This window comes from Nonomuraea sp. NPDC003709 (assembly GCF_040610775.1).
GTDB lineage: Bacteria > Actinomycetota > Actinomycetes > Streptosporangiales > Streptosporangiaceae > Nonomuraea > Nonomuraea angiospora_A.
Map to the genome: position 1 here is coordinate 1 of NZ_JBEXMW010000001.1, position 20,090 is coordinate 20,090.

At 67.5% G+C, this 20,090-nt stretch carries 24 protein-coding genes and 2 pseudogenes; 19 read left to right on the top strand and 7 right to left on the bottom strand.

From position 1 onward, the window contains the following. Positions 1–666, top strand: a pseudogene (locus ABZX61_RS00005) (DNA-directed RNA polymerase subunit beta); the annotation flags it as partial. A gap of 17 nt (positions 667–683) precedes the next feature. Next, positions 684–4,559, top strand: coding sequence for a DNA-directed RNA polymerase subunit beta' (locus ABZX61_RS00010; RefSeq protein WP_350730968.1), 3,876 nt, complete (start codon positions 684–686; stop codon positions 4,557–4,559). Positions 4,560–4,955: 396 nt separating this feature from the next. Here ABZX61_RS00010 and ABZX61_RS00015 read toward each other — a convergent pair whose 3' ends face one another. The 7 genes from ABZX61_RS00015 to ABZX61_RS00045 form a co-directional block, all read right to left on the bottom strand. After that, a complete protein-coding gene (locus ABZX61_RS00015) occupies positions 4,956–5,378 on the bottom strand; it encodes a hypothetical protein (protein WP_355190214.1) in 423 nt (140 codons plus the stop codon). A 144-nt stretch (positions 5,379–5,522) separates the two neighbouring features. Continuing rightward, a complete protein-coding gene (locus tag ABZX61_RS00020) occupies positions 5,523–5,750 on the bottom strand; it encodes a hypothetical protein (RefSeq protein WP_355190216.1) in 228 nt (75 codons plus the stop codon). Then, on the bottom strand, positions 5,747–6,802 hold the full coding sequence (locus ABZX61_RS00025) for a cytochrome P450 (RefSeq protein WP_355190218.1): 1,056 nt from the start codon (positions 6,800–6,802) through the stop codon (positions 5,747–5,749). The genes ABZX61_RS00020 and ABZX61_RS00025 overlap by 4 nt, the downstream gene beginning before the upstream one ends. A 103-nt stretch (positions 6,803–6,905) precedes the next feature. Continuing rightward, the gene (locus ABZX61_RS00030) at positions 6,906–7,049 is read right to left on the bottom strand and encodes a hypothetical protein (protein ID WP_355190220.1); all 144 of its coding nucleotides are present in this window, start codon (positions 7,047–7,049) and stop codon (positions 6,906–6,908) included. Positions 7,050–7,061: 12 nt separating this feature from the next. After that, positions 7,062–7,352 (bottom strand): hypothetical protein, encoded by a 291-nt coding sequence (locus ABZX61_RS00035; protein ID WP_355190222.1) that lies wholly within the window; start codon positions 7,350–7,352, stop codon positions 7,062–7,064. A 75-nt stretch (positions 7,353–7,427) separates the two neighbouring features. Further along, complete coding sequence (locus ABZX61_RS00040) at positions 7,428–7,793, bottom strand: helix-turn-helix domain-containing protein (protein WP_355190224.1); 366 nt, start codon at positions 7,791–7,793, stop codon at positions 7,428–7,430. A 97-nt stretch (positions 7,794–7,890) separates the two neighbouring features. Then, complete coding sequence (locus tag ABZX61_RS00045; RefSeq protein ID WP_355191469.1) at positions 7,891–8,034, bottom strand: hypothetical protein; 144 nt, start codon at positions 8,032–8,034, stop codon at positions 7,891–7,893. Here ABZX61_RS00045 and ABZX61_RS00050 point away from each other — a divergent pair. The 17 genes and pseudogenes from ABZX61_RS00050 (at position 7,975) to rpsS (ending at position 20,068) form a co-directional block, all read left to right on the top strand. Beyond that, positions 7,975–8,094, top strand: a complete 120-nt coding sequence (locus ABZX61_RS00050) for a thiomuracin/GE37468 family thiazolyl RiPP peptide (RefSeq protein WP_355191428.1) — start codon at positions 7,975–7,977, stop codon at positions 8,092–8,094. The two genes, ABZX61_RS00045 and ABZX61_RS00050, sit on opposite strands and share 60 nt — an antisense overlap. Positions 8,095–8,905: 811 nt before the next feature. Next, entirely contained in the window at positions 8,906–9,385 is a 480-nt protein-coding gene (locus ABZX61_RS00055; protein WP_355190226.1) for a hypothetical protein, read from the top strand. Then, a pseudogene (locus ABZX61_RS00060) lies at positions 9,342–9,560 on the top strand (TOMM precursor leader peptide-binding protein); the annotation flags it as partial. The gene ABZX61_RS00055 and the pseudogene ABZX61_RS00060, both read left to right, overlap by 44 nt. 232 nt (positions 9,561–9,792) lie before the next feature. Then, positions 9,793–10,035 carry a YcaO-like family protein gene (locus tag ABZX61_RS00065; RefSeq protein ID WP_355191430.1) on the top strand — a complete coding sequence of 81 codons (243 nt, stop codon included), beginning with the start codon at positions 9,793–9,795 and terminating at the stop codon, positions 10,033–10,035. Next, positions 10,028–10,528, top strand: a complete 501-nt coding sequence (locus ABZX61_RS00070) for a YcaO-like family protein (RefSeq protein WP_355191432.1) — start codon at positions 10,028–10,030, stop codon at positions 10,526–10,528. The genes ABZX61_RS00065 and ABZX61_RS00070 overlap by 8 nt, the downstream gene beginning before the upstream one ends. Beyond that, the gene (locus ABZX61_RS00075) at positions 10,525–10,656 is read left to right on the top strand and encodes a hypothetical protein (RefSeq protein WP_355190228.1); all 132 of its coding nucleotides are present in this window, start codon (positions 10,525–10,527) and stop codon (positions 10,654–10,656) included. The genes ABZX61_RS00070 and ABZX61_RS00075 overlap by 4 nt, the downstream gene beginning before the upstream one ends. Positions 10,657–11,033: 377 nt before the next feature. Further along, positions 11,034–12,161, top strand: a complete 1,128-nt coding sequence (locus ABZX61_RS00080) for a M20/M25/M40 family metallo-hydrolase (RefSeq protein ID WP_355191434.1) — start codon at positions 11,034–11,036, stop codon at positions 12,159–12,161. 202 nt (positions 12,162–12,363) lie between these two features. Continuing rightward, entirely contained in the window at positions 12,364–12,738 is a 375-nt protein-coding gene (gene rpsL / locus ABZX61_RS00085; RefSeq protein WP_020542315.1) for a 30S ribosomal protein S12, read from the top strand. Between the two features lie 2 nt (positions 12,739–12,740). Then, a complete protein-coding gene (gene rpsG / locus ABZX61_RS00090) occupies positions 12,741–13,211 on the top strand; it encodes a 30S ribosomal protein S7 (protein WP_043623423.1) in 471 nt (156 codons plus the stop codon). Positions 13,212–13,250: 39 nt separating this feature from the next. Next, positions 13,251–15,350 (top strand): elongation factor G, encoded by a 2,100-nt coding sequence (fusA, locus tag ABZX61_RS00095; protein ID WP_355190230.1) that lies wholly within the window; start codon positions 13,251–13,253, stop codon positions 15,348–15,350. A gap of 111 nt (positions 15,351–15,461) precedes the next feature. Continuing rightward, positions 15,462–16,655 carry an elongation factor Tu gene (gene tuf / locus ABZX61_RS00100; protein ID WP_350730980.1) on the top strand — a complete coding sequence of 398 codons (1,194 nt, stop codon included), beginning with the start codon at positions 15,462–15,464 and terminating at the stop codon, positions 16,653–16,655. A gap of 257 nt (positions 16,656–16,912) precedes the next feature. Next, positions 16,913–17,221, top strand: a complete 309-nt coding sequence (gene rpsJ, locus ABZX61_RS00105; protein WP_012887830.1) for a 30S ribosomal protein S10 — start codon at positions 16,913–16,915, stop codon at positions 17,219–17,221. A gap of 14 nt (positions 17,222–17,235) precedes the next feature. Continuing rightward, a complete protein-coding gene (gene rplC, locus ABZX61_RS00110; RefSeq protein ID WP_355190232.1) occupies positions 17,236–17,889 on the top strand; it encodes a 50S ribosomal protein L3 in 654 nt (217 codons plus the stop codon). Next, the gene (gene rplD, locus ABZX61_RS00115; protein ID WP_355190234.1) at positions 17,886–18,536 is read left to right on the top strand and encodes a 50S ribosomal protein L4; all 651 of its coding nucleotides are present in this window, start codon (positions 17,886–17,888) and stop codon (positions 18,534–18,536) included. The genes rplC and rplD overlap by 4 nt, the downstream gene beginning before the upstream one ends. Continuing rightward, positions 18,536–18,838 (top strand): 50S ribosomal protein L23, encoded by a 303-nt coding sequence (rplW, locus tag ABZX61_RS00120; RefSeq protein WP_350730984.1) that lies wholly within the window; start codon positions 18,536–18,538, stop codon positions 18,836–18,838. The genes rplD and rplW overlap by 1 nt, the downstream gene beginning before the upstream one ends. Positions 18,839–18,941: 103 nt before the next feature. After that, positions 18,942–19,778 (top strand): 50S ribosomal protein L2, encoded by an 837-nt coding sequence (gene rplB, locus ABZX61_RS00125; RefSeq protein ID WP_192789895.1) that lies wholly within the window; start codon positions 18,942–18,944, stop codon positions 19,776–19,778. 11 nt (positions 19,779–19,789) lie between these two features. Next, positions 19,790–20,068 carry a 30S ribosomal protein S19 gene (gene rpsS, locus ABZX61_RS00130; protein WP_192789896.1) on the top strand — a complete coding sequence of 93 codons (279 nt, stop codon included), beginning with the start codon at positions 19,790–19,792 and terminating at the stop codon, positions 20,066–20,068. Positions 20,069–20,090 lie beyond the last annotated feature (22 nt).

Consider the following 20,090-nt stretch of genomic DNA (forward strand, 5'->3'; position numbering starts at 1 on the left):
GAGCGGCTGCGTGACAAGGGCTTCGAGAAGGTGGCCCCGCGCACCAACATGGCCACGCCGGTCTTCGACGGCGCCCACGAGGAGGAGATCGTCGGTCTCCTCGACAACACCATCGCCAACCGCGACGGTGACCGGATGGTGCAGCGCAGCGGCAAGGCGCAGCTGTTCGACGGCCGTTCCGGTGAGCCGTTCCCGTATCCCATCTCGGTCGGCTACATCTACATCCTCAAGCTGCTGCACCTGGTCGACGACAAGATCCACGCGCGTTCGACGGGTCCGTACTCGATGATCACCCAGCAGCCGCTGGGTGGTAAGGCGCAGTTCGGTGGTCAGCGATTCGGTGAGATGGAGGTGTGGGCGCTGGAGGCGTACGGCGCCGCCTACGCCCTGCAGGAGCTGCTGACCATCAAGTCCGACGACGTTCTCGGCCGGGTGAAGGTCTACGAGGCCATCGTCAAGGGCGAGAACATTCCCGAGCCGGGCATTCCGGAGTCCTTCAAGGTCCTCATCAAGGAAATGCAGTCGCTGTGCCTCAACGTCGAGGTGCTCTCCAGCGACGGCATGTCCATCGAGATGCGCGACACGGACGAGGACGTCTTCCGCGCGGCGGAAGAGCTCGGCATCGATCTGTCCCGGCGTGAGCCGAGCAGCGTGGAAGAAGTCTGAGGGGGAGATCGCACAAAATGCTGGACGTCAACTTCTTCGACGAGCTCAGGATCGGCCTCGCGACGGCCGACGACATCCGTCAGTGGTCGCACGGCGAGGTCAAGAAGCCCGAGACCATCAACTACCGCACCCTCAAGCCGGAAAAGGACGGGCTCTTCTGCGAGAAGATCTTCGGTCCGACCCGCGACTGGGAGTGCTACTGCGGCAAGTACAAGCGCGTCCGCTTCAAGGGCATCATCTGTGAGCGCTGTGGCGTCGAGGTGACTCGCGCCAAGGTGCGTCGTGAGCGGATGGGCCACATCGAGCTGGCCGCGCCGGTCACGCACATCTGGTACTTCAAGGGCGTCCCGTCGCGCCTCGGCTACCTGCTCGACCTGGCCCCGAAGGACCTGGAGAAGGTCATCTACTTCGCGGCCTACATGATCACGCATGTCGACACCGAGATGCGTGAGCGTGACCTGCCCTCGCTGGAGGCGAAGATCTCCGTCGAGCGGCAGCACATCGAGCAGCGCCGTGACGCCGACGTCGAGACCCGGCAGAAGAAGCTCGAGGCCGACCTGGCCGAGCTCGAGGCCGCCGGGGCCAAGGGCGACCAGCGCCGCAAGGTCCGCGAGGGCGCCGAGCGCGAGATGCGTCAGCTCCGCGACCGGGCCCAGCGCGAGCTGGACCGGCTCGACGAGGTCTGGAGCCGCTTCAAGAACCTCAAGGTCCAGGACCTCGAGGGCGACGAGCTGCTCTACCGCGAGATGCGCGACCGCTTCGGCCGCTACTTCAAGGGCGGCATGGGCGCGCAGGCGATCCAGGACCGCCTGATCAGCTTCGACCTCGACGTCGAGTCTGAGAACCTGCGCGAGACGATCCGCAGCGGCAAGGGCCAGAAGAAGGCCCGCGCGCTCAAGCGGCTCAAGGTGGTGTCGGCGTTCCTCAACACCACCAACTCGCCGCGCGGCATGGTGCTCGACTGCATCCCGGTCATCCCGCCGGACCTGCGCCCGATGGTGCAGCTCGACGGTGGCCGGTTCGCGACCTCCGACCTCAACGACCTCTACCGCCGGGTCATCAACCGGAACAACCGCCTCAAGCGTCTGCTCGACCTCGGCGCGCCCGAGATCATCGTGAACAACGAGAAGCGGATGCTGCAGGAGGCCGTCGACGCGCTGTTCGACAACGGCCGTCGCGGTCGCCCGGTCACCGGTCCCGGCAACAGGCCGCTGAAGTCCCTGAGCGACATGCTCAAGGGTAAGCAGGGTCGTTTCCGTCAGAACCTGCTGGGCAAGCGAGTCGACTACTCCGGCCGTTCGGTCATCGTCGTCGGCCCGCAGCTCAAGCTGCACCAGTGCGGTCTGCCCAAGCAGATGGCGCTGGAGCTGTTCAAGCCGTTCGTGATGAAGCGGCTCGTGGACCTCAACCACGCGCAGAACATCAAGTCGGCCAAGCGGATGGTCGAGCGCGCCCGCCCCGTGGTGTGGGACGTGCTCGAAGAGGTCATCACCGAGCACCCGGTGCTGCTCAACCGCGCTCCGACGCTCCACCGTCTGGGCATCCAGGCGTTCGAGCCGCAGCTGGTCGAGGGCAAGGCCATCCAGATCCACCCGCTCGTCTGCACCGCGTTCAACGCGGACTTCGACGGTGACCAGATGGCCGTGCACCTGCCGCTGTCGGCTGAGGCCCAGGCCGAGGCACGCATCCTGATGCTCTCGACCAACAACATCCTCAAGCCGGCCGACGGCAAGCCCGTGACGATGCCCACCCAGGACATGGTCATCGGCCTCTACTGGCTGACCACCCAGAAGGAAGGCGCGATCGGCGAGGGCCGCGTGTTCGGCTCGATCGCCGAGGCGCAGATGGCCTTCGACCGCCGCGAGCTGGAGATTCAGGCGAAGATCCAGCTCCGGATGAAGGACATCCTGCCGCCGCGCGACTGGGTTGCGCCCGAGGGCTGGGAGCAGGGTGACCCGATCCGGCTGGAGACCACGTTCGGCCGGTGCCTGTTCAACCTGACGCTGCCCGACAGCTACCCGTTCGTCGACTTCCAGGTCGGCAAGAAGCAGCTGTCCACGATCGTGAACGAGCTGGCGGAGACCTACCCCAAGATCGAGGTCGCCGCTTCGCTCGACGCGCTCAAGGACGCCGGCTTCCGCTGGGCGACGCGTTCCGGTGTCACGATCTCGATCGAGGACGTCGTCGCGCCGCCGAACAAGACCGACATCATGGAAAACTACGAGCGCCGGGCCGACAAGGTCCAGCGGGAGTACGAGCGCGGTCTGATCACCGACGAGGAGCGCCGTCAGGAGCTCATCGAGATCTGGACGCACGCGACGGCCGACGTCGAGACCGACATGGTCAACGCCTTCCCGGCGACCAACCCGGTCTGGATGATGGTCAACTCCGGCGCCCGTGGTAACAAGATGCAGGTCCGGCAGATCGCCGGCATCCGCGGCCTGGTGTCCAACACCAAGGGTGAGACGATCCCGCGGCCGATCAAGGCCTCGTTCCGCGAGGGCCTGTCGGTGCTGGAGTACTTCATCTCCACCCACGGTCAGCGGAAGGGTCTGGCCGACACCGCCCTGCGTACCGCCGACTCGGGCTACCTGACCCGTCGTCTGGTGGACGTGGCGCAGGACGTCATCGTGCGCGAGATCGACTGCGGCACCGACCGCGCCGTCCCGCTGCACGTCGGCGAGCGCGACGCGTCGGGCAACCTGGTCAAGGCCGAGAACGCCGAGTCCAACGTGCACGGCCGCATCCTGGCCGAGGACGTCGAGGTCGACGGCAAGGTCATCGCGGCGGCTGGTGTCGACATCAACGACAACCACGTCACCGCGCTGGTCCAGGCCGGCATCGAGACCGTCCGCACCCGGAGCGCGCTCGTCTGCGAGGCCAAGATCGGTGTCTGCGCGACCTGCTACGGCCGCTCGCTGGCCACCGGCAAGCTCGTGGACGTCGGCGAGGCGGTCGGCATCATCGCCGCCCAGTCGATCGGTGAGCCTGGCACGCAGCTGACCATGCGTACGTTCCACACCGGTGGTGTGGCCGGCGCCGACATCACCCACGGTCTGCCCCGTGTCACGGAGCTGTTCGAGGCGCGCATCCCCAAGGGTGTCGCCCCGATCTCCGAGGCCGAGGGCCGGGCTCGCATCGACGAGACCGACAAGACCAGGAAGATCGTCATCACTCCGGACGACGGCTCGGAAGAGATCGCCTACCCGGTGTCGATGCGTTCGCGCCTGCTCGTGCAGGACGGTCAGCGGATCACGGTCGGGCAGCAGCTTGTCGCCGGTGCGGTCAACCCCAACGAGGTGCTGCGCATCCTCGGCCCGCGGGCCGTACAGCTGCACCTGGTGGCGGAGGTCCAGCAGGTCTACCGGTCGCAGGGTGTGTCCATCCACGACAAGCACATCGAGATCATCGTGCGGCAGATGCTCAAGCGCGTGAACGTGCTCGAGTCCGGTGACACCGACCTGCTGCCCGGCGAGCTCGTGGAGCGGCCGCGCTTCGAGCTGATGAACCGCGAGACGGTGGCGGAGGGCGGCTCGCCGGCCGCCGGCCGTCCGGTCCTCATGGGCATCACCAAGGCGTCGCTGGCCACCGAGTCGTGGCTGTCGGCGGCCTCCTTCCAGGAGACGACCAGGGTGCTGACGGACGCGGCGATCCACGCCAAGTCCGACTCGCTGCTGGGCCTGAAGGAGAACGTCATCATCGGTAAGCTCATCCCGGCCGGCACGGGCATGCCCCAGTACCGGAACATCCGGGTGGAGCCGACCGAGGAGGCCAAGGCGGCCATGTACACCGTGGGTGGCTACGACGGCTCCGCCGCCGACTACACCTTCGGGACTGGCAGTGGCGAGGCGGTTCCGCTGGAGGAGTACGACTTCGGTCAGTACAACCGGTGATGTTCTTCTAGTCGCCGGGTGACGCGCCCGGGCTCCCGATTACGGGGGCCCGGGCGCGCTGCTTTCCGTGCCCGTTTGGTGTGGCGGGCTCAAGATCATCTGGTACGGCGGTGCACGGTGGGCGCCACTCGCCGTACGGGGCTGATGGCCCTCCAGGAGACGGCCTCTGACCCTTCACCGGCTGACCGCCGCAACGGCGCCCGCTTGACCGGCTCCGTGGCTCCCACCCCGCCTCACCGCACGTCCCGCACCGGCTGCGCTCGTGGGGGGGTATGTGGGTCAGGGGGATCACCTCGTTGGTGGTGATGATCCAGTTGAGGGCGATGAAGATCTGGGCGATGTCGTCGCGGTCGACGATGACCCGGCCGTGCTCGTTCATGCGTTCCAGGTACGCCATCACCTCGGGGTCGCGGAGCAGGCGGTGCGGTGGGGGACGCCGGTGCGTTCCCGGTAGAGGCGGGCGTCCAGGCCCTTGGCGGTCGTCAGCGCCTGGGACAGGAAGTGGAGGGTGAGCTGTGGGGAGTGGGCGGGGGCGTTGACGTCGAAGGCCAGCGGGTTGGCGTTGTAGTGGGCCAGCTTGCCCTTCTCGTGGCTCAGGTAGCGGCGGCCGATCAGGGAGTTGGCGCCCGAGCCGAAGCCGATCCAGTCCGTCCGGAGCTGGTAGTACGCCTCGTCCGACTGGCAGCGTGGGTGGCCGAAGTAGGACATGGCGTATTCGGGGAAGCCTGCCCCTTCCAGCAGCTCCCTGGCGATGCCGTACGCCTGGAGCCGGAGGTTCAGGTCCAGCCGGGCGCCCCGGTGGACCTGCTTGCGCAGCACCGTGCCGGGGCTGGCCCAGTAGGGGTAGATCGAGAAGTGGTTGATGGGCAGGGTCAGGGCCGTACGGGCCGAGTCGGCGACCCCCTGGCCGGTCTGCCCGGGGAAACCGACGATCAGGTCGATGTTGATGTTGGTGAAGCCGGCCTAGTGGGCGTCCTGGACGGCGGTGAGGGCCTGGTCGGCGGCGTGGGCGCGGCCGAGGCGGCGCAGGCGCGCATCGTCGAAGGACTGGGCGCCGATGCTGATCCGGTTGAAGGAGCTCTGCTCGCCCAGCCGCAGGTCGCGTACGGGGACCTGGACCGCCCAGTCGCAGAAGTGGCACTTGGAGTTGCAGAAGGGGACGTTCGCGTAGATCAGCAGGGGCTTGGTCATGAGGAACCTCTCACGTGCATCTCCCTGACGCCGAAGATCTGGCTCTCGTAGAAGGAACGCTTTTCGGGGCGGAGCTCGGTGAAGCGGCTCAGCAGGCGCTCCAGCGCGATGCGGCCCTCCAGGCGCCCGAGCTGGGCGCCCAGGCAGAAGTGCACGCCGTGGCCGAACGCGAGCTGGCCGGTGAGCTGCCGGTCCAGGTCGAAGTGTTCGGGGTCGGCGAAATGGCGTTCGTCGTGGTTGGCGGACAGGAGCCAGGCCATGACGAACCTGTCGGCCGGGATGGTCTCGCCGGCCACCCGTACGTCCTGCGTGGTCACCCTGCCCGCCTGCATGAACGGCGAGCGCAGGCGCATGCTCTCCTCCAGCGCCTGGGGGATGAGCGACATGTCGGCTCTTGTCCGGTGGGCGGCCTCGGGGGTGTCCGCGAGGCAGAGCACGGTGTTGCCGATCAGCACGGTGGTGGTGACGTGTCCGGCCAGGAGGAGCAGGCTCGCGGTGATGACGACCTGCTCCGCGTCGAGCCGCTCGCCGTCGATCTCGGCGTGGACGAGGTGGGTGAGCAGGTCGTCCCTGGGGCGGGTATGGCGGTCCGCGCAGTGCTCGCGCAGGTAGTCGTTCATCTCGGCCATGGCCGCCGCCACCCGCTGGGCCGGCAACGGGTTGGCGAAGTCGGACACCTGGAGCGACATGAGCCGGTCCGACCAGGTGCGGAACAGGTCGCGATCGGACGGCGGGACGCCGAGCAGCTCGGCGACCACGGTGACGGGCAGGGGATAGGCCAGGCTCTCGACCAGGTCGAAGTCGGGGCCGGGCAGCGAGTCGAGGAGTTCGTCAGTGATCGCGGCGATGCGTGGTTCGATGGCTGCGATGGAGCCCGGGGTGAAGGCCGCGGTGTTCGGCTGGCGCTGTTGGCGGTGTTCGGGCGGGTCGATCATCGTGATGCCGCCCTGGCCGAACGGCTGCCGTCCCATCAGCCTGGTCCGGTCGGAGGAGAACCGCTCGTGGTCCGCCAGAACGGCGCGTACGTCGTCGTAGCGGAAGACGTGGTACATCCATAGGAACGCCGCCAGACCGGATGCCTGTCGCGCATCTGGCGCAGCCAGGCGAACAGGGACGCGCCGCCGTCGGTGACCAAAGGCGGTCCCTCGGGGGCGGTCATCGGGGTGCCCGCTTGACGCGTACCGGCAGGCTCTTGACGCCGAACATGGGGTCCTCGTAGTACGACAGCTCCACGTCCGGGTCGATCTCGACCTGCTCGAACCGGTCGAACATCAGCTCCAGCGCCACCTTCCCCTCCACACAATTGACTCCTCAGACGGAGGCGGCCAGGGGCTGGGGGATGAGTTTCGCCCGGTATTTCGCCGCGGCGCCGTCGAAGATCTCGACGGTACGGCGGGCGGGATTGGTCAGCTCTGCGGCCGGGACCTGGTCAGCAGGTTCGAAAGAGCTCTTGATGAGACCGGCCAGACTGTCGGCGTGGGCCGCAAGATCGGGTCGCGCGCCGGCGATCTCGGCGTGCAGATGAAGTTTGATGAAGCCGGAAAGCAGGGCGTCGAGCGCGAAACTGTGGGACGGATCCCACATTCCGCTCTCGTGCAGCATCCGGAGATAATCGTGAAATGGCGTTAACGTGGTGAAGCGATAACGCTGAAAGCCGAGCTGCGGATCGTCGCAGGCTCATCCGATCGTTTCTTTGTCATAGGTGTAGAGTGCTCGGAAGAGTGGATACTTGAACACGAGCGTGAACAGCTCGCGAGAGAAATCCGAGAGCCGCGCGACGGCAGGACGAAGCATCGCTATTCGCGAAATGTCCTGGCAGGCTCCGACAATTTCCTGAATGACGAGCGTTCTTATGAGATCGTCTTTCGTGTCCCAGTTGAGATAGATGGTGCCCTTGCCGATGTCCGCCCGGCGGGCGATCTCGTCCATCGTGGTCCGCTTGTAGCCGGATCGCAGGAGCAGGCTCCTGGTGACGTCCATCGTCCGGCGTACGCGATCGTCGCTGGTCCTGGCACCCGTGCTGCGCGTTGAGACAACGCTCATGACTCGATGACCCTTCCCCGTAAGAGTTGGTGCGCATTAAGCCGGTATTCCCCTACTGGCTAGGGGGGATTTTCGTTTGGGATGTGCTCTGGGTCCGTCAGAGCTGGAGGTTTCGAAGATAAATGTCGATGGGGCGTTTACCCCCGGAAGGATAGTCCGCATGGGCCTCGGCGATCTGCCCATGGACGTCTTCGAACTCGCCGATGACGGTGTTGCGGTCGAGTCGCTTACTGCTGGTCACGGCATGACCGAAGCAGGAGCTTCGTGTAACTGCTTCTGCTGCTCCTGCTCGAGCGCCTGACGCGTTACGCGGGCGCCGCTGTTGCGGCGCCCGCGCCTGTTGCCTTTTGGCGCCAATAAAGCGAATGGGGCTCATGTAATGACGGTTATTGAGCGGGAAAACGACGGCCCGCCGGTCGCTGTCCGCACATGCGGGGTCGCGGCCACGGAGCTGGAATCCCTGCGTTGGGACGAGTCCTATGCGCTGGGTGACCCGGCTGCTCGCCCAGACCGCCCGAGTGGGGGCGGACGGGCGGCGGCTGGCGGCCATGGAGGCCTTCCCGCGTACCGCCGGGCACGTCTCCGTGTCGCCCGTCGCCGCTGCCGTGGTCGCCGGACAGGTGGTGGCGGACCTGGGGCGCTGCCTGTCCGGAACGCCCCGCGTGTCTGGCGGTTCGCGTCTGCGCGTGGTGGACCTGGACCGGGTTCGGCACGCGTACGCACTCCTTCCTGCCGCACCTGGCGGCGCTGCCGCCCGGGACGGGGGTGAGCGCGGGGCCGCTCGGCGAGGAGGAGTTCTCGCGGCGGGCGGCCAGGTTGATGGACTCGCAGACGGGGGTGTTCGCCGAGATCGAGGAGGGGAAGTACGGGCAGCTCCCGCTGCACGTTTCGGTGACCACAGTGGCCGATCCGATGGGGATCCTCGGAGGGTCGCGACCGCGGATGATCGGCGTGGGGGCGGACTTCGCCGCCGCGCGATACCGGGCGGCGCTGAAGGCGATCACCGTGCACGGGCTGCTGGCCCTCGACCCCCGCCGCCTGGTCACGGCCGGGGGGACGTCACTGATCGGCCCAGGGAACGCCAGGTTGGTGACCTCCTGGCCGACCCGCTGGTGGACGACGTCGCCGCGGGACGGGTCGAGGCATTCGTGCGCGGCCGTGACCTCGTCGAGGGCGGTGAGGTGTTGTTGCCCGCCCACGCGGTGTTCCTGGATCCGCACGCCACCGGGGCCGCCGCGGGTTACTCGGCCGAGGAGGCACTGGTTGTGGGATTGCTGGGCCACTGCGCGGCGCTGGCCGGGTTCGGCGGGCCGCTGCCGCCCGTGGACGTGGGCGGCGCGCGGGCGGCCGACGACGAGACCGCGCGTTCGGCGGCGCTGCTGGACGCGACCGGGCTGCCGTACCAGGTGCTGCCGCAACGGACCGGCGAACCCGGCTGCCTGACCTGCTTCGAGACCCGTCGGGACCGGGTCAGGACCGTCAGCGCCGATCGGGCCGCCGTCCTGGCCGTCCACGGCCCCGAACTCGCCGAGCGGGCCTCCCCGTACCTTGGCCGCCCGCACGATCGCGGCCCTGGCCGCGCACGCCGCTGAGGGTCCCGGGTGCGCCGTCTGGTACGTCGACCTGCGCACGCTCACCGCCGAACGCCACACGTTCCTGCCGGAACCCCACTACCCCGACTGCGGCGGCCTGCCGGACGACGACCGCGCGTCCGCCGTGTTCGATCCCGGCGCCGCCCCGCGACCTCCCGGCTACCGGGTCAGGGACGTGCCGGCTGAGCACGGCGCGCTGCTCGACACGTACGTGGACGGCGAATGCGGGCTGATCAGACCCCTCGTTCGGGACACGCTCGGCGGCTTGGTGATCGCCGGGGCGATGCTGCCGCTGCGGTTCGAGGGCGGTTCGGAGCCCGGCGTGGGCCGTACCCGCGGCTACCGGGCCAGCGAGGTCACCGCCGTCGGCCGGCGGGCGCCGATCCTCGTGCCGGAGAGCCTGGCCTATTACTACGTACGGGGCGGGAGCGGCCGTTCCTGTTCGAGATCTCGAACGGTGCGCGCTCGGCGGCAGCATGGCCGAGGCCCTGCTCTACGGGCTGTTGGAGACGGTCGAGCGGGACGCCTTCCTCATGACCTGGTACGGGCGGCTCCCGGTGCCGCGGATCGAGCACGGCACGGGACCGCACCATCCCGCTCCAGGCCGCCGCGATCACCGCGGAGAGCGGCTACCGGGTCGAGCTGTATGACACGACGATGGAGCACGGCGTCCCCAGCGTGTGGGCGATGGGCGTGCGGCAGGACGGCGACCCGGGCAGGCCGCGCATGGTCTGCGCCGCCGGGGCCTATCTGGTGCCGGAGAAGGCCGTGCTCGGCGCGTTGAGCGAGCTCGGGTCGCTGTTGGCCGACCTGATCCGGCGATATCCGGACGAGGTTCACCGAGCCCAGGGGATGGTGACAAATCCTGATCTGGTGGCCACGATGCACGACCACTCCACCCTGTACGGCGCCGACGCCGCCTTCGACCGGCTCTCGTTCCTGACCGAGGGCACGGCCATGCGACGCCTGCCCGACATGGAGGCGTTCACCGTGCCCGGCGATCTCGCCGTCACGCGGGTGGTGGACCGCTTCCTCGCCGAGGGCATGGACGTCGTCGTCATCGACCAGACCACGCCGGAGCACCGGGCCGGGCCTGCGGCTTCTCCTGCGTCAAGGTGCTGGTCCCCGGCACGCTCCCGATGACCTTCGGCCACCGCAACCGCAGGGTGCGCGGTCTGACGCGTCCGCTGGAGCTGCCGTACCGGCTCGGCCACCGCACCGCGCCCCTGACCCCGGCCGACCTGAACCCCGACCCGCACCCCTTCCCATGACCTCCGAACCGTCGCCCGCGCCGCCCGAACCGTCCCCCGCGCCGCCCGAACCGTCCCCCGCGCCGCCCGAACCGTCCCCCACGTCGCCCGAACCGTCCCCCACGTCGCCGGGACCGCCTCCCGCGCCACCCGAGCTTGCTCCCGCGCCGCCACTACCACCCCCCGCTCGGCCCGGGTCGTCTCCTGTGACCGCCGTGCTGCGTGACCTGGCGATCTTCCGGGCCGACCTGCACGCCCACCCCGAGCTGTCCTGGCAGGAGGACAGGACGGCCGATCGCCTGGCGGGGCGGCTGGTCGCGGCCGGGTACGAGGTGACGACCGGGGTGGGCGGTCATGGGGTGGTCGGGAGGCTGTGCTGCGGCGACGGGATCACGGTCATGCTCAGGGCCGAGCTGGACGCGCTCCCCGTCAAGGAGGAGACCGGTCTGTCGTACGCGAGCACCGCCACCGCGACGACCCCCGACGGCAGGACGGTCCCGGTCTCCCACGCCTGCGGTCACGACCTCCACCTCGCCTGCCTGGCCGGCGCCGCCCGGCGGCTGGCCGCCTCCGACGACTGGCGGGGTACGGTGCTCGTGATCGGCCAGCCCGCGGAGGAGACGCTGGAGGGCGCCGCGGCGATGCCGGCCGATGGCCTGTACGAGCGGTTCGGCGTCCCGGACGTGGCGCCGGCCCAGCACGTCTCGCCGTTCCCCGCGGGCCTGATCGCCTACCTGGAGCCGCCCACCGCGGGTCTGATCGCCTGCCCGGAGCCGCCCACCGCGGTCGGCGCCGAACTCCGCGTCGTCGTCACGGGAGACGGTGGGCACGTTGGAGACGTGGGCCAAGCCGTCGGGTGCAATCCGGTCGCGGCCGTTGCCGCGCTCGTCCACCGGCTCGATCAGACGGCATTCGACCAGGCGGTCGTCACCGTGAGGGACGCTGCACGCGGGCGGGCGCGCGAACGTCGTCCCCACCCTCGCCGAGGCGGGGATCACGGTCAGGGCCGCGACGGAGGACGCGGTGACCCGGGCCGTCGCCCGCGTCGCGCGGCCGGCGGAGGAGACGGCGGGAGCCGGCGTCATCGTGGTCTCCAGGGTGCCGCCCGGCGTGAACGACCCCGCCGCCACCGCCCTGGTACGCCGGGCCCACGAGGCCGCGCTCGGCACGGTCGTCACCGCCCCAGGCGGCACGGCCTGCGAGGACTTCCCCCTCTACGGCGCCCCTTCCGTCTACTGGTACGTAAGCGCTGGCCTGGTCGGACGCCCGCATACCGGGACTTTCCGCCCCGATCCCGCGCCTACGTTGAGGGCAGGGGTCACCGCCATGCAAACGGCTGCCCTGGCAGTCCTTGCGAACCCGTCACAGTTCGCCCCTCCATCCCGATATCATGGACCCGGAGCAGTAGCCGAGCACTGATGAAAACGGTCTCGGCGTCCTGGAGTGGCAAGGCTTGTCCGCTTTGCCGCGCCGCTTTGACGTGTCGCAGAGGCCTGGGTACTCTTGAGCTTCGTGCCCGTCTCTAGCGGGCCCTCGACCGTGCGCTCATTACGAGCGCGGGACGGCTTCCTGGCTCGTAAACCTCGCGGGACGTCTGCGTGAATAGCGCGACACGCCCGAGCGCGGGGGCACCGAGACAAGAAAAATCAGCAGGTCATGACACCGGCAGTACCTGCGAAATGCATCACAACTGACGAAACACCGGCCAAGGCACGAAACGGAGTGGCAGTGCCCACTATTCAGCAGTTGGTCCGCAAGGGCCGGCAGGACAAGGTCTCGAAGACCAAGACTCCTGCCCTCAAGGGGAGTCCGCAGCGGCGCGGCGTGTGCCAGCGCGTGTACACCACGACCCCGAAGAAGCCCAACTCGGCACTGCGCAAGGTGGCCCGCGTTCGACTCACGAACGGCATCGAGGTCACGGCCTACATCCCGGGTGTGGGCCACAACCTGCAGGAGCACTCCATCGTGCTCGTGCGTGGCGGTCGTGTGAAGGACCTGCCCGGTGTTCGCTACAAGATCATCCGTGGCTCGCTGGACACCCAGGGTGTCCGCAACCGCAAGCAGGCCCGCAGCCGCTACGGCGCCAAGAAGGAGAAGAGCTAACTATGCCTCGCAAGGGTTCTCCTGGCCGTCGTCAGCTCATGTCTGACCCGGTTTACAGCTCGCCCCTGGTGACCGCCCTGATCAACAAGGTGCTTCTCGACGGCAAGCGCTCCATCGCGCAGTCCATCGTGTACGGCGCCCTCGAGGGCTGCAGGGAGAAGACCGGCAACGACCCGGTCGTCACCCTGAAGCGCGCGCTCGACAACGTCAAGCCGACCCTCGAGGTCCGCAGCCGCCGCGTCGGTGGTGCCACGTACCAGGTGCCGGTCGAGGTGCGCGCCGCGCGCAGCACCACCCTGGCCCTGCGCTGGCTTGTGCAGTACTCCCGCGCCCGCCGCGAGAAGACCATGACCGAGCGCCTCATGAACGAGCTCCTCGACGCCAGCAACGGCCTTGGGGCGAGTGTCAAGAAGCGCGAGGACACCCACAAGATGGCCGAGTCCAACAAGGCCTTCGCCCACTACCGCTGGTAACCCCGGCGGGTTCGACGAGACGACGAGGACGCGAGAGAAGTGGCCACCACGACCGCTCTTGACCTGGCCAAGGTCCGAAACATCGGGATCATGGCCCATATCGACGCGGGCAAGACCACCACGACCGAGCGCATCCTGTTCTACACCGGTATCAACTACAAGATCGGTGAGGTCCACGAGGGCGCTGCCACGATGGACTGGATGGAGCAGGAGCAGGAGCGCGGCATCACGATCACGTCTGCCGCGACCACCTGTGAGTGGATCGGTCACACCATCAACATCATCGACACCCCGGGTCACGTCGACTTCACCATCGAGGTGGAGCGTTCGCTCCGCGTCCTCGACGGTGCCGTCGCCGTGTTCGACGGCGTCGCGGGTGTCGAGCCGCAGTCGGAGACGGTGTGGCGCCAGGCTGACCGCTACGACGTCCCCCGGATCTGCTTCGTCAACAAGATGGACCGTGTCGGCGCGGAGTTCCACCGCTGCGTCGACATGATGATCAGCCGTCTGGGCGCGACCCCGGCTGTCATCCAGCTTCCCTGGGGCGTTGAGGCCGACTTCAAGGGCGTCATCGACCTCGTCAAGATGAAGGGTTACATCTGGAGCGCCGAGGCGGCCAAGGGCGAGATGTACGACACCGTCGACATCCCGGCCGACCACGCCGAGGCCGCTCGCGAGTGGCGTGACCGGCTCATCGAGACGGTCGCCGAGAACGACGACGAGCTGATGGAGCTCTTCCTCGAGGGCGTCGAGCCCACCGAGGAGCAGCTGGTCGCGGCCATCCGCCGCGCGACGCTGGCCAGCGCCATCAACCCGGTGCTCTGCGGCACCGCGTTCAAGAACAAGGGCGTGCAGCCCCTGCTCGACGCGATCGTCGCCTTCCTCCCGGCCCCGACCGACATCCCGGCCTTCAAGGGCCACGCGGTCGGCCACGAGGACAAGGTCATCGAGCGTCACGCCGACCCGACCGAGCCGTTCTCCGCTCTGGCCTTCAAGATCGCGAGCGACCCGCACCTGGGCAAGCTCACCTACATCCGCATCTACTCGGGCACGCTCGAGACCGGTTCACAGGTCGTCAACTCTGTGAAGGGTAAGAAGGAGCGGATCGGCAAGATCTACCAGATGCACGCCAACAAGCGCGAAGAGCGCCCGACGGCGATTGCCGGCCAGATCGTCGCGGTCATGGGTCTGAAGGACACCACGACCGGCGACACCCTGTCCGACCCGACCAACCAGGTCGTGCTCGAGTCGATGACGTTCCCGGCTCCGGTCATCAACGTCGCCATCGAGCCCAAGACCAAGGGCGACCAGGAGAAGCTGTCGACCGCCATCCAGCGGCTGGCCGAGGAGGACCCGTCCTTCCAGGTTCGCCGCGACGAGGAGACCGGTCAGACGGTCATCTGGGGCATGGGCGAGCTTCACCTGGAGATCCTCGTCGACCGCATGCGTCGCGAGTTCAAGGTCGAGGCCAACGTCGGCCGCCCGCAGGTGGCCTACCGCGAGACCATCCGCCGCAAGGTGGAGAAGCTCGACTACACCCACAAGAAGCAGACCGGTGGTTCCGGTCAGTTCGCTCGGGTGATCATCAACCTCGAGCCGCTGGGTGAAGGCAACGACGGCTACGAGTTCGAGAACAAGGTCACGGGTGGTCGTGTCCCGAGGGAGTACATCCCGTCGGTCGACGCGGGCGCCCAGGAGGCCGCCGAGTTCGGCGTGCTGGCCGGCTACCCGATGGTGGGCGTGAAGGTGACGCTCGTCGACGGTGCCGCGCACGACGTCGACTCCTCGGAAATGGCGTTCAAGATCGCCGGCTCGATGGCCTTCAAGGAGGCCGCGCGCAAGGCGGACGCAGTGCTTCTCGAGCCGATGATGGCCGTCGAGGTCACCACGCCCGAGGACTACATGGGTGATGTCATCGGTGACCTCAACGGTCGCCGCGGACAGATCCAGTCTATGGACGAGCGGGCCGGCGCCCGTGTCGTCACGGCGCTCGTGCCGCTGTCTGAGATGTTCGGCTACGTGGGTGACCTGCGTAGCAAGACGCAGGGGCGCGCGAGCTACAGCATGCAGTTCGACTCCTACTCGGAGGTGCCCCCGGGCATCGCCAAGGAGATCGTCGCGAAGGCCCGGGGCGAATAAAGTCCTGGTCCCTGGTGGGGTGGTGAGAGCCACCCCGCCGCCAAGGGGTTCGGGAGTTCCCGGGCCCGAGTGTGTAGACGAAAGTCAGTCAGATTCTCAAGGAGAGAACCAGTGGGCAAGGCCAAGTTCGAGCGGACTAAGCCGCACATGAACATCGGCACCATTGGACACATCGACCACGGCAAGACCACGCTGACCGCGGCGATCACCAAGGTGCTTCACGACCGTTTCCCCGAGCTCAACAAGGCGACCCCGTTCGACAAGATCGACAAGGCGCCCGAGGAGAAGGCTCGCGGCATTACGATCTCGATCGCGCACGTCGAGTACCAGACCGAGAAGCGTCACTACGCTCACGTTGACTGCCCCGGTCACGCCGACTACGTGAAGAACATGATCACCGGTGCTGCCCAGATGGACGGCGCCATCCTCGTGGTCGCCGCCACCGACGGCCCGATGCCGCAGACGAAGGAGCACGTCCTCCTGGCCCGCCAGGTCGGCGTCCCCTACATCGTCGTGGCCCTCAACAAGGCCGACATGGTCGACGACGAGGAGATCCTCGAGCTCGTCGAGCTGGAGGTCCGTGAGCTCCTGTCCGCTCAGGAGTTCCCCGGCGACGACCTGCCCGTCGTCCGCGTCTCCGCTCTCAAGGCTCTCGAGGGCGACCAGAAGTGGGCCGACAGCATCATCGAGCTGATGAACGCCGTCGACGAGAACGTGCCCGAGCCCCCGCGTGAGACGGACAAGCCGTTCCTCATGCCGGTCGAGGACGTCTTCTCGATCACCGGTCGTGGCACCGTCGTCACCGGTCGTATCGAGCGCGGCATCGTCAAGGTCAACGAGCAGGTCGACATCATCGGCATCAAGCCGGAGAAGACGACCACCACCGTCACCAGCATCGAGATGTTCAACAAGATGCTCGACGAGGGTCACGCCGGTGACAACGCCGCCCTGCTGCTCCGCGGCATCAAGCGCGACGACGTCGAGCGCGGCCAGTGCATCATCAAGCCGGGCACGACCACCCCGCACACCGAGTTCAACGGCCAGGTCTACATCCTGTCCAAGGACGAGGGCGGCCGCCACACGCCGTTCTTCAACAACTACCGCCCGCAGTTCTACTTCCGTACGACTGACGTGACCGGTGTCGTGAACCTCCCCGAGGGCACGGAGATGGTCATGCCGGGCGACAACACCGAAATGCGCGTTGAGCTGATCCAGCCCATCGCCATGGAGGAAGGCCTCAAGTTCGCGATCCGTGAGGGTGGCCGCACCGTCGGCGCCGGCCGGGTCGTGAAGATCATCAAGTAGCTAGACCGTCGGGGCGGCGGTCGGCCCCGGACTCGGAGCCGACCGCCGAACCACGTTAGGGACCTCATGTGAAGGCCGTGATCCAGCAGTTGCTTCGGCCGAAGAGATATGACCGAAGTCACTGCCGGATCACGGAAGAAAAGGCAGATCCACTGCGTCTGCCTCGTGGGGTCTAGCAGGCTTCGACCTGCACCAACACAGCGGCATCAGGCCGCACGATACTTTTTCAGACGACAGCGAAGGACACCGAGGCCACTATGGCGGGACAGAAGATCCGCATCCGGCTTAAGGCCTATGACCACGAGGTCATCGATAGCTCGGCCAAGAAGATCGTCGAGACGGTGACGCGGACTGGCGCGAAGGTCGCGGGCCCGGTGCCGCTGCCGACCGAGAAGAACGTGTACTGCGTCATCCGCTCGCCGCACAAGTACAAGGACAGCCGCGAGCACTTCGAGATGCGCACGCACAAGCGGCTGATTGACATCATCGACCCGACCCCCAAGACGGTTGACTCGCTCATGCGGCTCGACCTCCCCGCGGGTGTCGACATTTCGATCAAGCTCTGAGGGAACGCACTGACATGGCTAAGACGATCAAGGGCGTCCTGGGCAAGAAGCTCGGCATGACCCAGGTCTTCGACGCGGACAACCGGCTGGTGCCGGTGACCGTGGTCGAGGCCGGTCCGTGCGTGGTGACCCGCGTCCGCACTGCTGACAAGGACGGCTACTCCGCCATCCAGCTCGGCTTCGGGCAGGTCGACCCCCGGAAGGTCAACAAGCCGCTCGGCGACTACCTGCGTAAGCACGACATCACCCCGCGCCGTTACTTCGCGGAGATCCGCACCGACGACGCGAGCGACTACACCCTGGGCCAGGAGCTGCTGGCCGACACCTTCGAGGCCGGCCAGTTCGTCGACGTGACGGGCAAGAGCAAGGGCAAGGGCTTCGCCGGTGTCATGAAGCGGCACGGCTTCGCTGGTCTGGGCGCGTCGCACGGTACGCAGCGCAAGCACCGTTCGCCGGGTTCCATCGGTGGCTGCGCCACCCCGGGCCGCGTTTTCAAGGGTCTGCGCATGGCTGGTCGGATGGGTAACGTCCGCACCACCGTGCAGAGCCTCAAGGTTCACTCCGTGGACGCCGAGAAGGGCCTCATCCTGATCAAGGGTGCGATCCCCGGCGCCAACGGAAGCCTGGTCCTCGTTCGCACCTCTGCCAAGAAGGGGGCTGCCAAGTGAGCACCACTATTGACGTCCTCGACGCCAGCGGCGCGAAGGCCGGCAGCGTCGACCTGCCCGAGAACATCTTCGGCGCCAAGGTCAACGTGCCGCTGATCCACCAGGTGGTCGTGGCCCAGCTCGCCGCTCGCCGGCAGGGCACCCACAAGGCCAAGACCCGCGGTGAGGTCTCCGGCGGCGGCAAGAAGCCGTACCGCCAGAAGGGCACCGGCCGCGCCCGTCAGGGCTCGACCCGTGCGCCGCAGTTCACCGGCGGTGGCACCGTCCACGGCCCCGTGCCGCGCGACTACTCGCAGCGCACGCCCAAGAAGATGAAGGCCGCCGCCCTGCGTGGCGCCCTCTCCGACCGGGCCGGCGGCGGTCGCGTCCACGTGGTCAGCACGCTGGTCTCCGGCGAGACGCCCAAGACCAAGGCCGCCCTCGAGGCGCTGCGCAAGGTCACCCAGGCTCCGCGCGTCCTCGTCGTGGTCGACGAGGCCGACGAGCTGACGTGGCTGAGCCTGCGTAACGCTCCCGAGGTCCACCTGCTGGACGCGGGGCAGCTCAACACGTACGACGTGCTCGTGGCGGACGACGTGGTCTTCACGCAGGAGGCGTATGACCAGGTCGTCGCTCGCCTGAGCGACAGCGGGAAGGAAGAGGCCTGATGGAGAAGATCGCCGACCCGCGCGACATCATCATCAAGCCGGTCGTCTCTGAGAAGAGCTACGGCCTGATCGATGAGAACAACAAGTACACGTTCCTGGTGAAGAACACCGCGAACAAGACCCAGGTCAAGATCGCCGTTGAGCAGATCTTCGGGGTCAAGGTCACCAGCGTGAACACGATCAACCGGCAGGGCAAGCGCAAGCGCACCCGTACCGGTTTCGGCAAGCGTCCCGACACCAAGCGCGCGATCGTGAGCCTGGTCGAGGGCGATCGGATCGACATCTTCGGTCAGATCGGCTAGCAGCAGAAATGAGTGCGGGCCGCAGGGCCTGTGCGGGGTCGAGACCGTCGCGCTTTCGCGCGGCGGGCTCACCCATGTAACCGACGAAGGATGAACGAAAAAGATGGGCATCCGTAAGTACAAGCCGACGACCCCGGGTCGCCGCGGGTCGAGTGTCTCGGACTTCTCCGAGATCACCCGCAGCACGCCCGAGAAGTCGCTGCTTGCGCCCCTTCACAGCAAGGGCGGCCGTAACGTACACGGCCGGGTCACCGCCCGCCACCAGGGCGGCGGTCACAAGCGCGCCTACCGGATCATCGACTTCCGTAGGCATGACAAGGACGGCATTCCGGCCAAGGTCGCTCACATCGAGTACGACCCCAACCGCACCGCCAACATCGCTCTGCTCCACTACGCCGATGGCGAGAAGCGCTACATCATCGCGCCGACCGGCATCAAGCAGGGCGACCGTATCGAGAACGGCCCCGCTGCCGACATCAAGCCGGGCAACTGCCTGCCGCTGCGCAACATCCCGACCGGTACCTTCATCCACGCGGTGGAGCTCCGTCCGGGCGGCGGCGCCAAGCTCGGCCGCTCCGCGGGCGCACAGATCCAGCTGCTCGCCAAGGAAGGTCAGTACGCCACGCTGCGTATGCCGTCCGGCGAAATGCGCATGGTCGACGTGCGCTGCCGGGCGACGGTGGGCCAGGTCGGCAACGCCGAGCAGGCCAACATCAACTGGGGCAAGGCCGGCCGTATGCGGTGGAAGGGCAAGCGCCCCACCGTCCGCGGTGTCGCGATGAACCCCGTCGACCACCCGCACGGTGGTGGTGAGGGCAAGACCTCCGGTGGTCGCCACCCGGTGAACCCGAAGGGCAAGCCCGAGGGGCGCACCCGCCAGGCCAACAAGGCCAGCGACCGACTGATCATCCGTCGTCGGAGCAAGAGGAAGAAGCGGTAGGAGCAGCCGAAATGCCACGTAGCCTTAAGAAGGGTCCCTTCGTGGACGGTCACCTTCAGAAGAAGGTCGACGTCCAGAACGAGAAGGGCACCAAGAACGTCATCAAGACGTGGTCGCGGCGCTCCATGATCGTTCCCGACATGCTCGGGCACACGATCGCCGTGCACGACGGCCGCAAGCACGTCCCGGTTTTCGTCACCGAGTCGATGATCGGCCACAAGCTGGGAGAGTTCGCCCCCACGCGGACCTTCCGCAGCCACGTCAAGGAAGACCGCCGCAGCCGGCGGTAAGCGTCCCGGAAGTAGGAGAAAG

Bases quoted from the DNA above. Each gene is read 5' to 3' on its own strand.
- ABZX61_RS00080 (WP_355191434.1), top strand. From the start codon at position 11,034: ATGCTCAGGGCCGAGCTGGACGCGCTCCCCGTCAAGGAGGAGACCGGT.
- rpsJ (WP_012887830.1), top strand. From the start codon at position 16,913: ATGGCGGGACAGAAGATCCGCATCCGGCTTAAGGCCTATGACCACGAG.
- rplW (WP_350730984.1), top strand. From the start codon at position 18,536: ATGGAGAAGATCGCCGACCCGCGCGACATCATCATCAAGCCGGTCGTC.
- ABZX61_RS00035 (WP_355190222.1), bottom strand. From the start codon at position 7,352: ATGCTGCACGAGAGCGGAATGTGGGATCCGTCCCACAGTTTCGCGCTC.
- ABZX61_RS00025 (WP_355190218.1), bottom strand. From the start codon at position 6,802: ATGTACCACGTCTTCCGCTACGACGACGTACGCGCCGTTCTGGCGGAC.
- ABZX61_RS00010 (WP_350730968.1), top strand. From the start codon at position 684: ATGCTGGACGTCAACTTCTTCGACGAGCTCAGGATCGGCCTCGCGACG.
- rpsS (WP_192789896.1), top strand. From the start codon at position 19,790: ATGCCACGTAGCCTTAAGAAGGGTCCCTTCGTGGACGGTCACCTTCAG.
- rplC (WP_355190232.1), top strand. From the start codon at position 17,236: ATGGCTAAGACGATCAAGGGCGTCCTGGGCAAGAAGCTCGGCATGACC.
- ABZX61_RS00040 (WP_355190224.1), bottom strand. From the start codon at position 7,793: ATGAGCGTTGTCTCAACGCGCAGCACGGGTGCCAGGACCAGCGACGAT.
- ABZX61_RS00075 (WP_355190228.1), top strand. From the start codon at position 10,525: ATGACCTTCGGCCACCGCAACCGCAGGGTGCGCGGTCTGACGCGTCCG.
- ABZX61_RS00020 (WP_355190216.1), bottom strand. From the start codon at position 5,750: ATGACCAAGCCCCTGCTGATCTACGCGAACGTCCCCTTCTGCAACTCC.
- rplB (WP_192789895.1), top strand. From the start codon at position 18,942: ATGGGCATCCGTAAGTACAAGCCGACGACCCCGGGTCGCCGCGGGTCG.
- ABZX61_RS00050 (WP_355191428.1), top strand. From the start codon at position 7,975: ATGGACGTCTTCGAACTCGCCGATGACGGTGTTGCGGTCGAGTCGCTT.
- rpsG (WP_043623423.1), top strand. From the start codon at position 12,741: ATGCCTCGCAAGGGTTCTCCTGGCCGTCGTCAGCTCATGTCTGACCCG.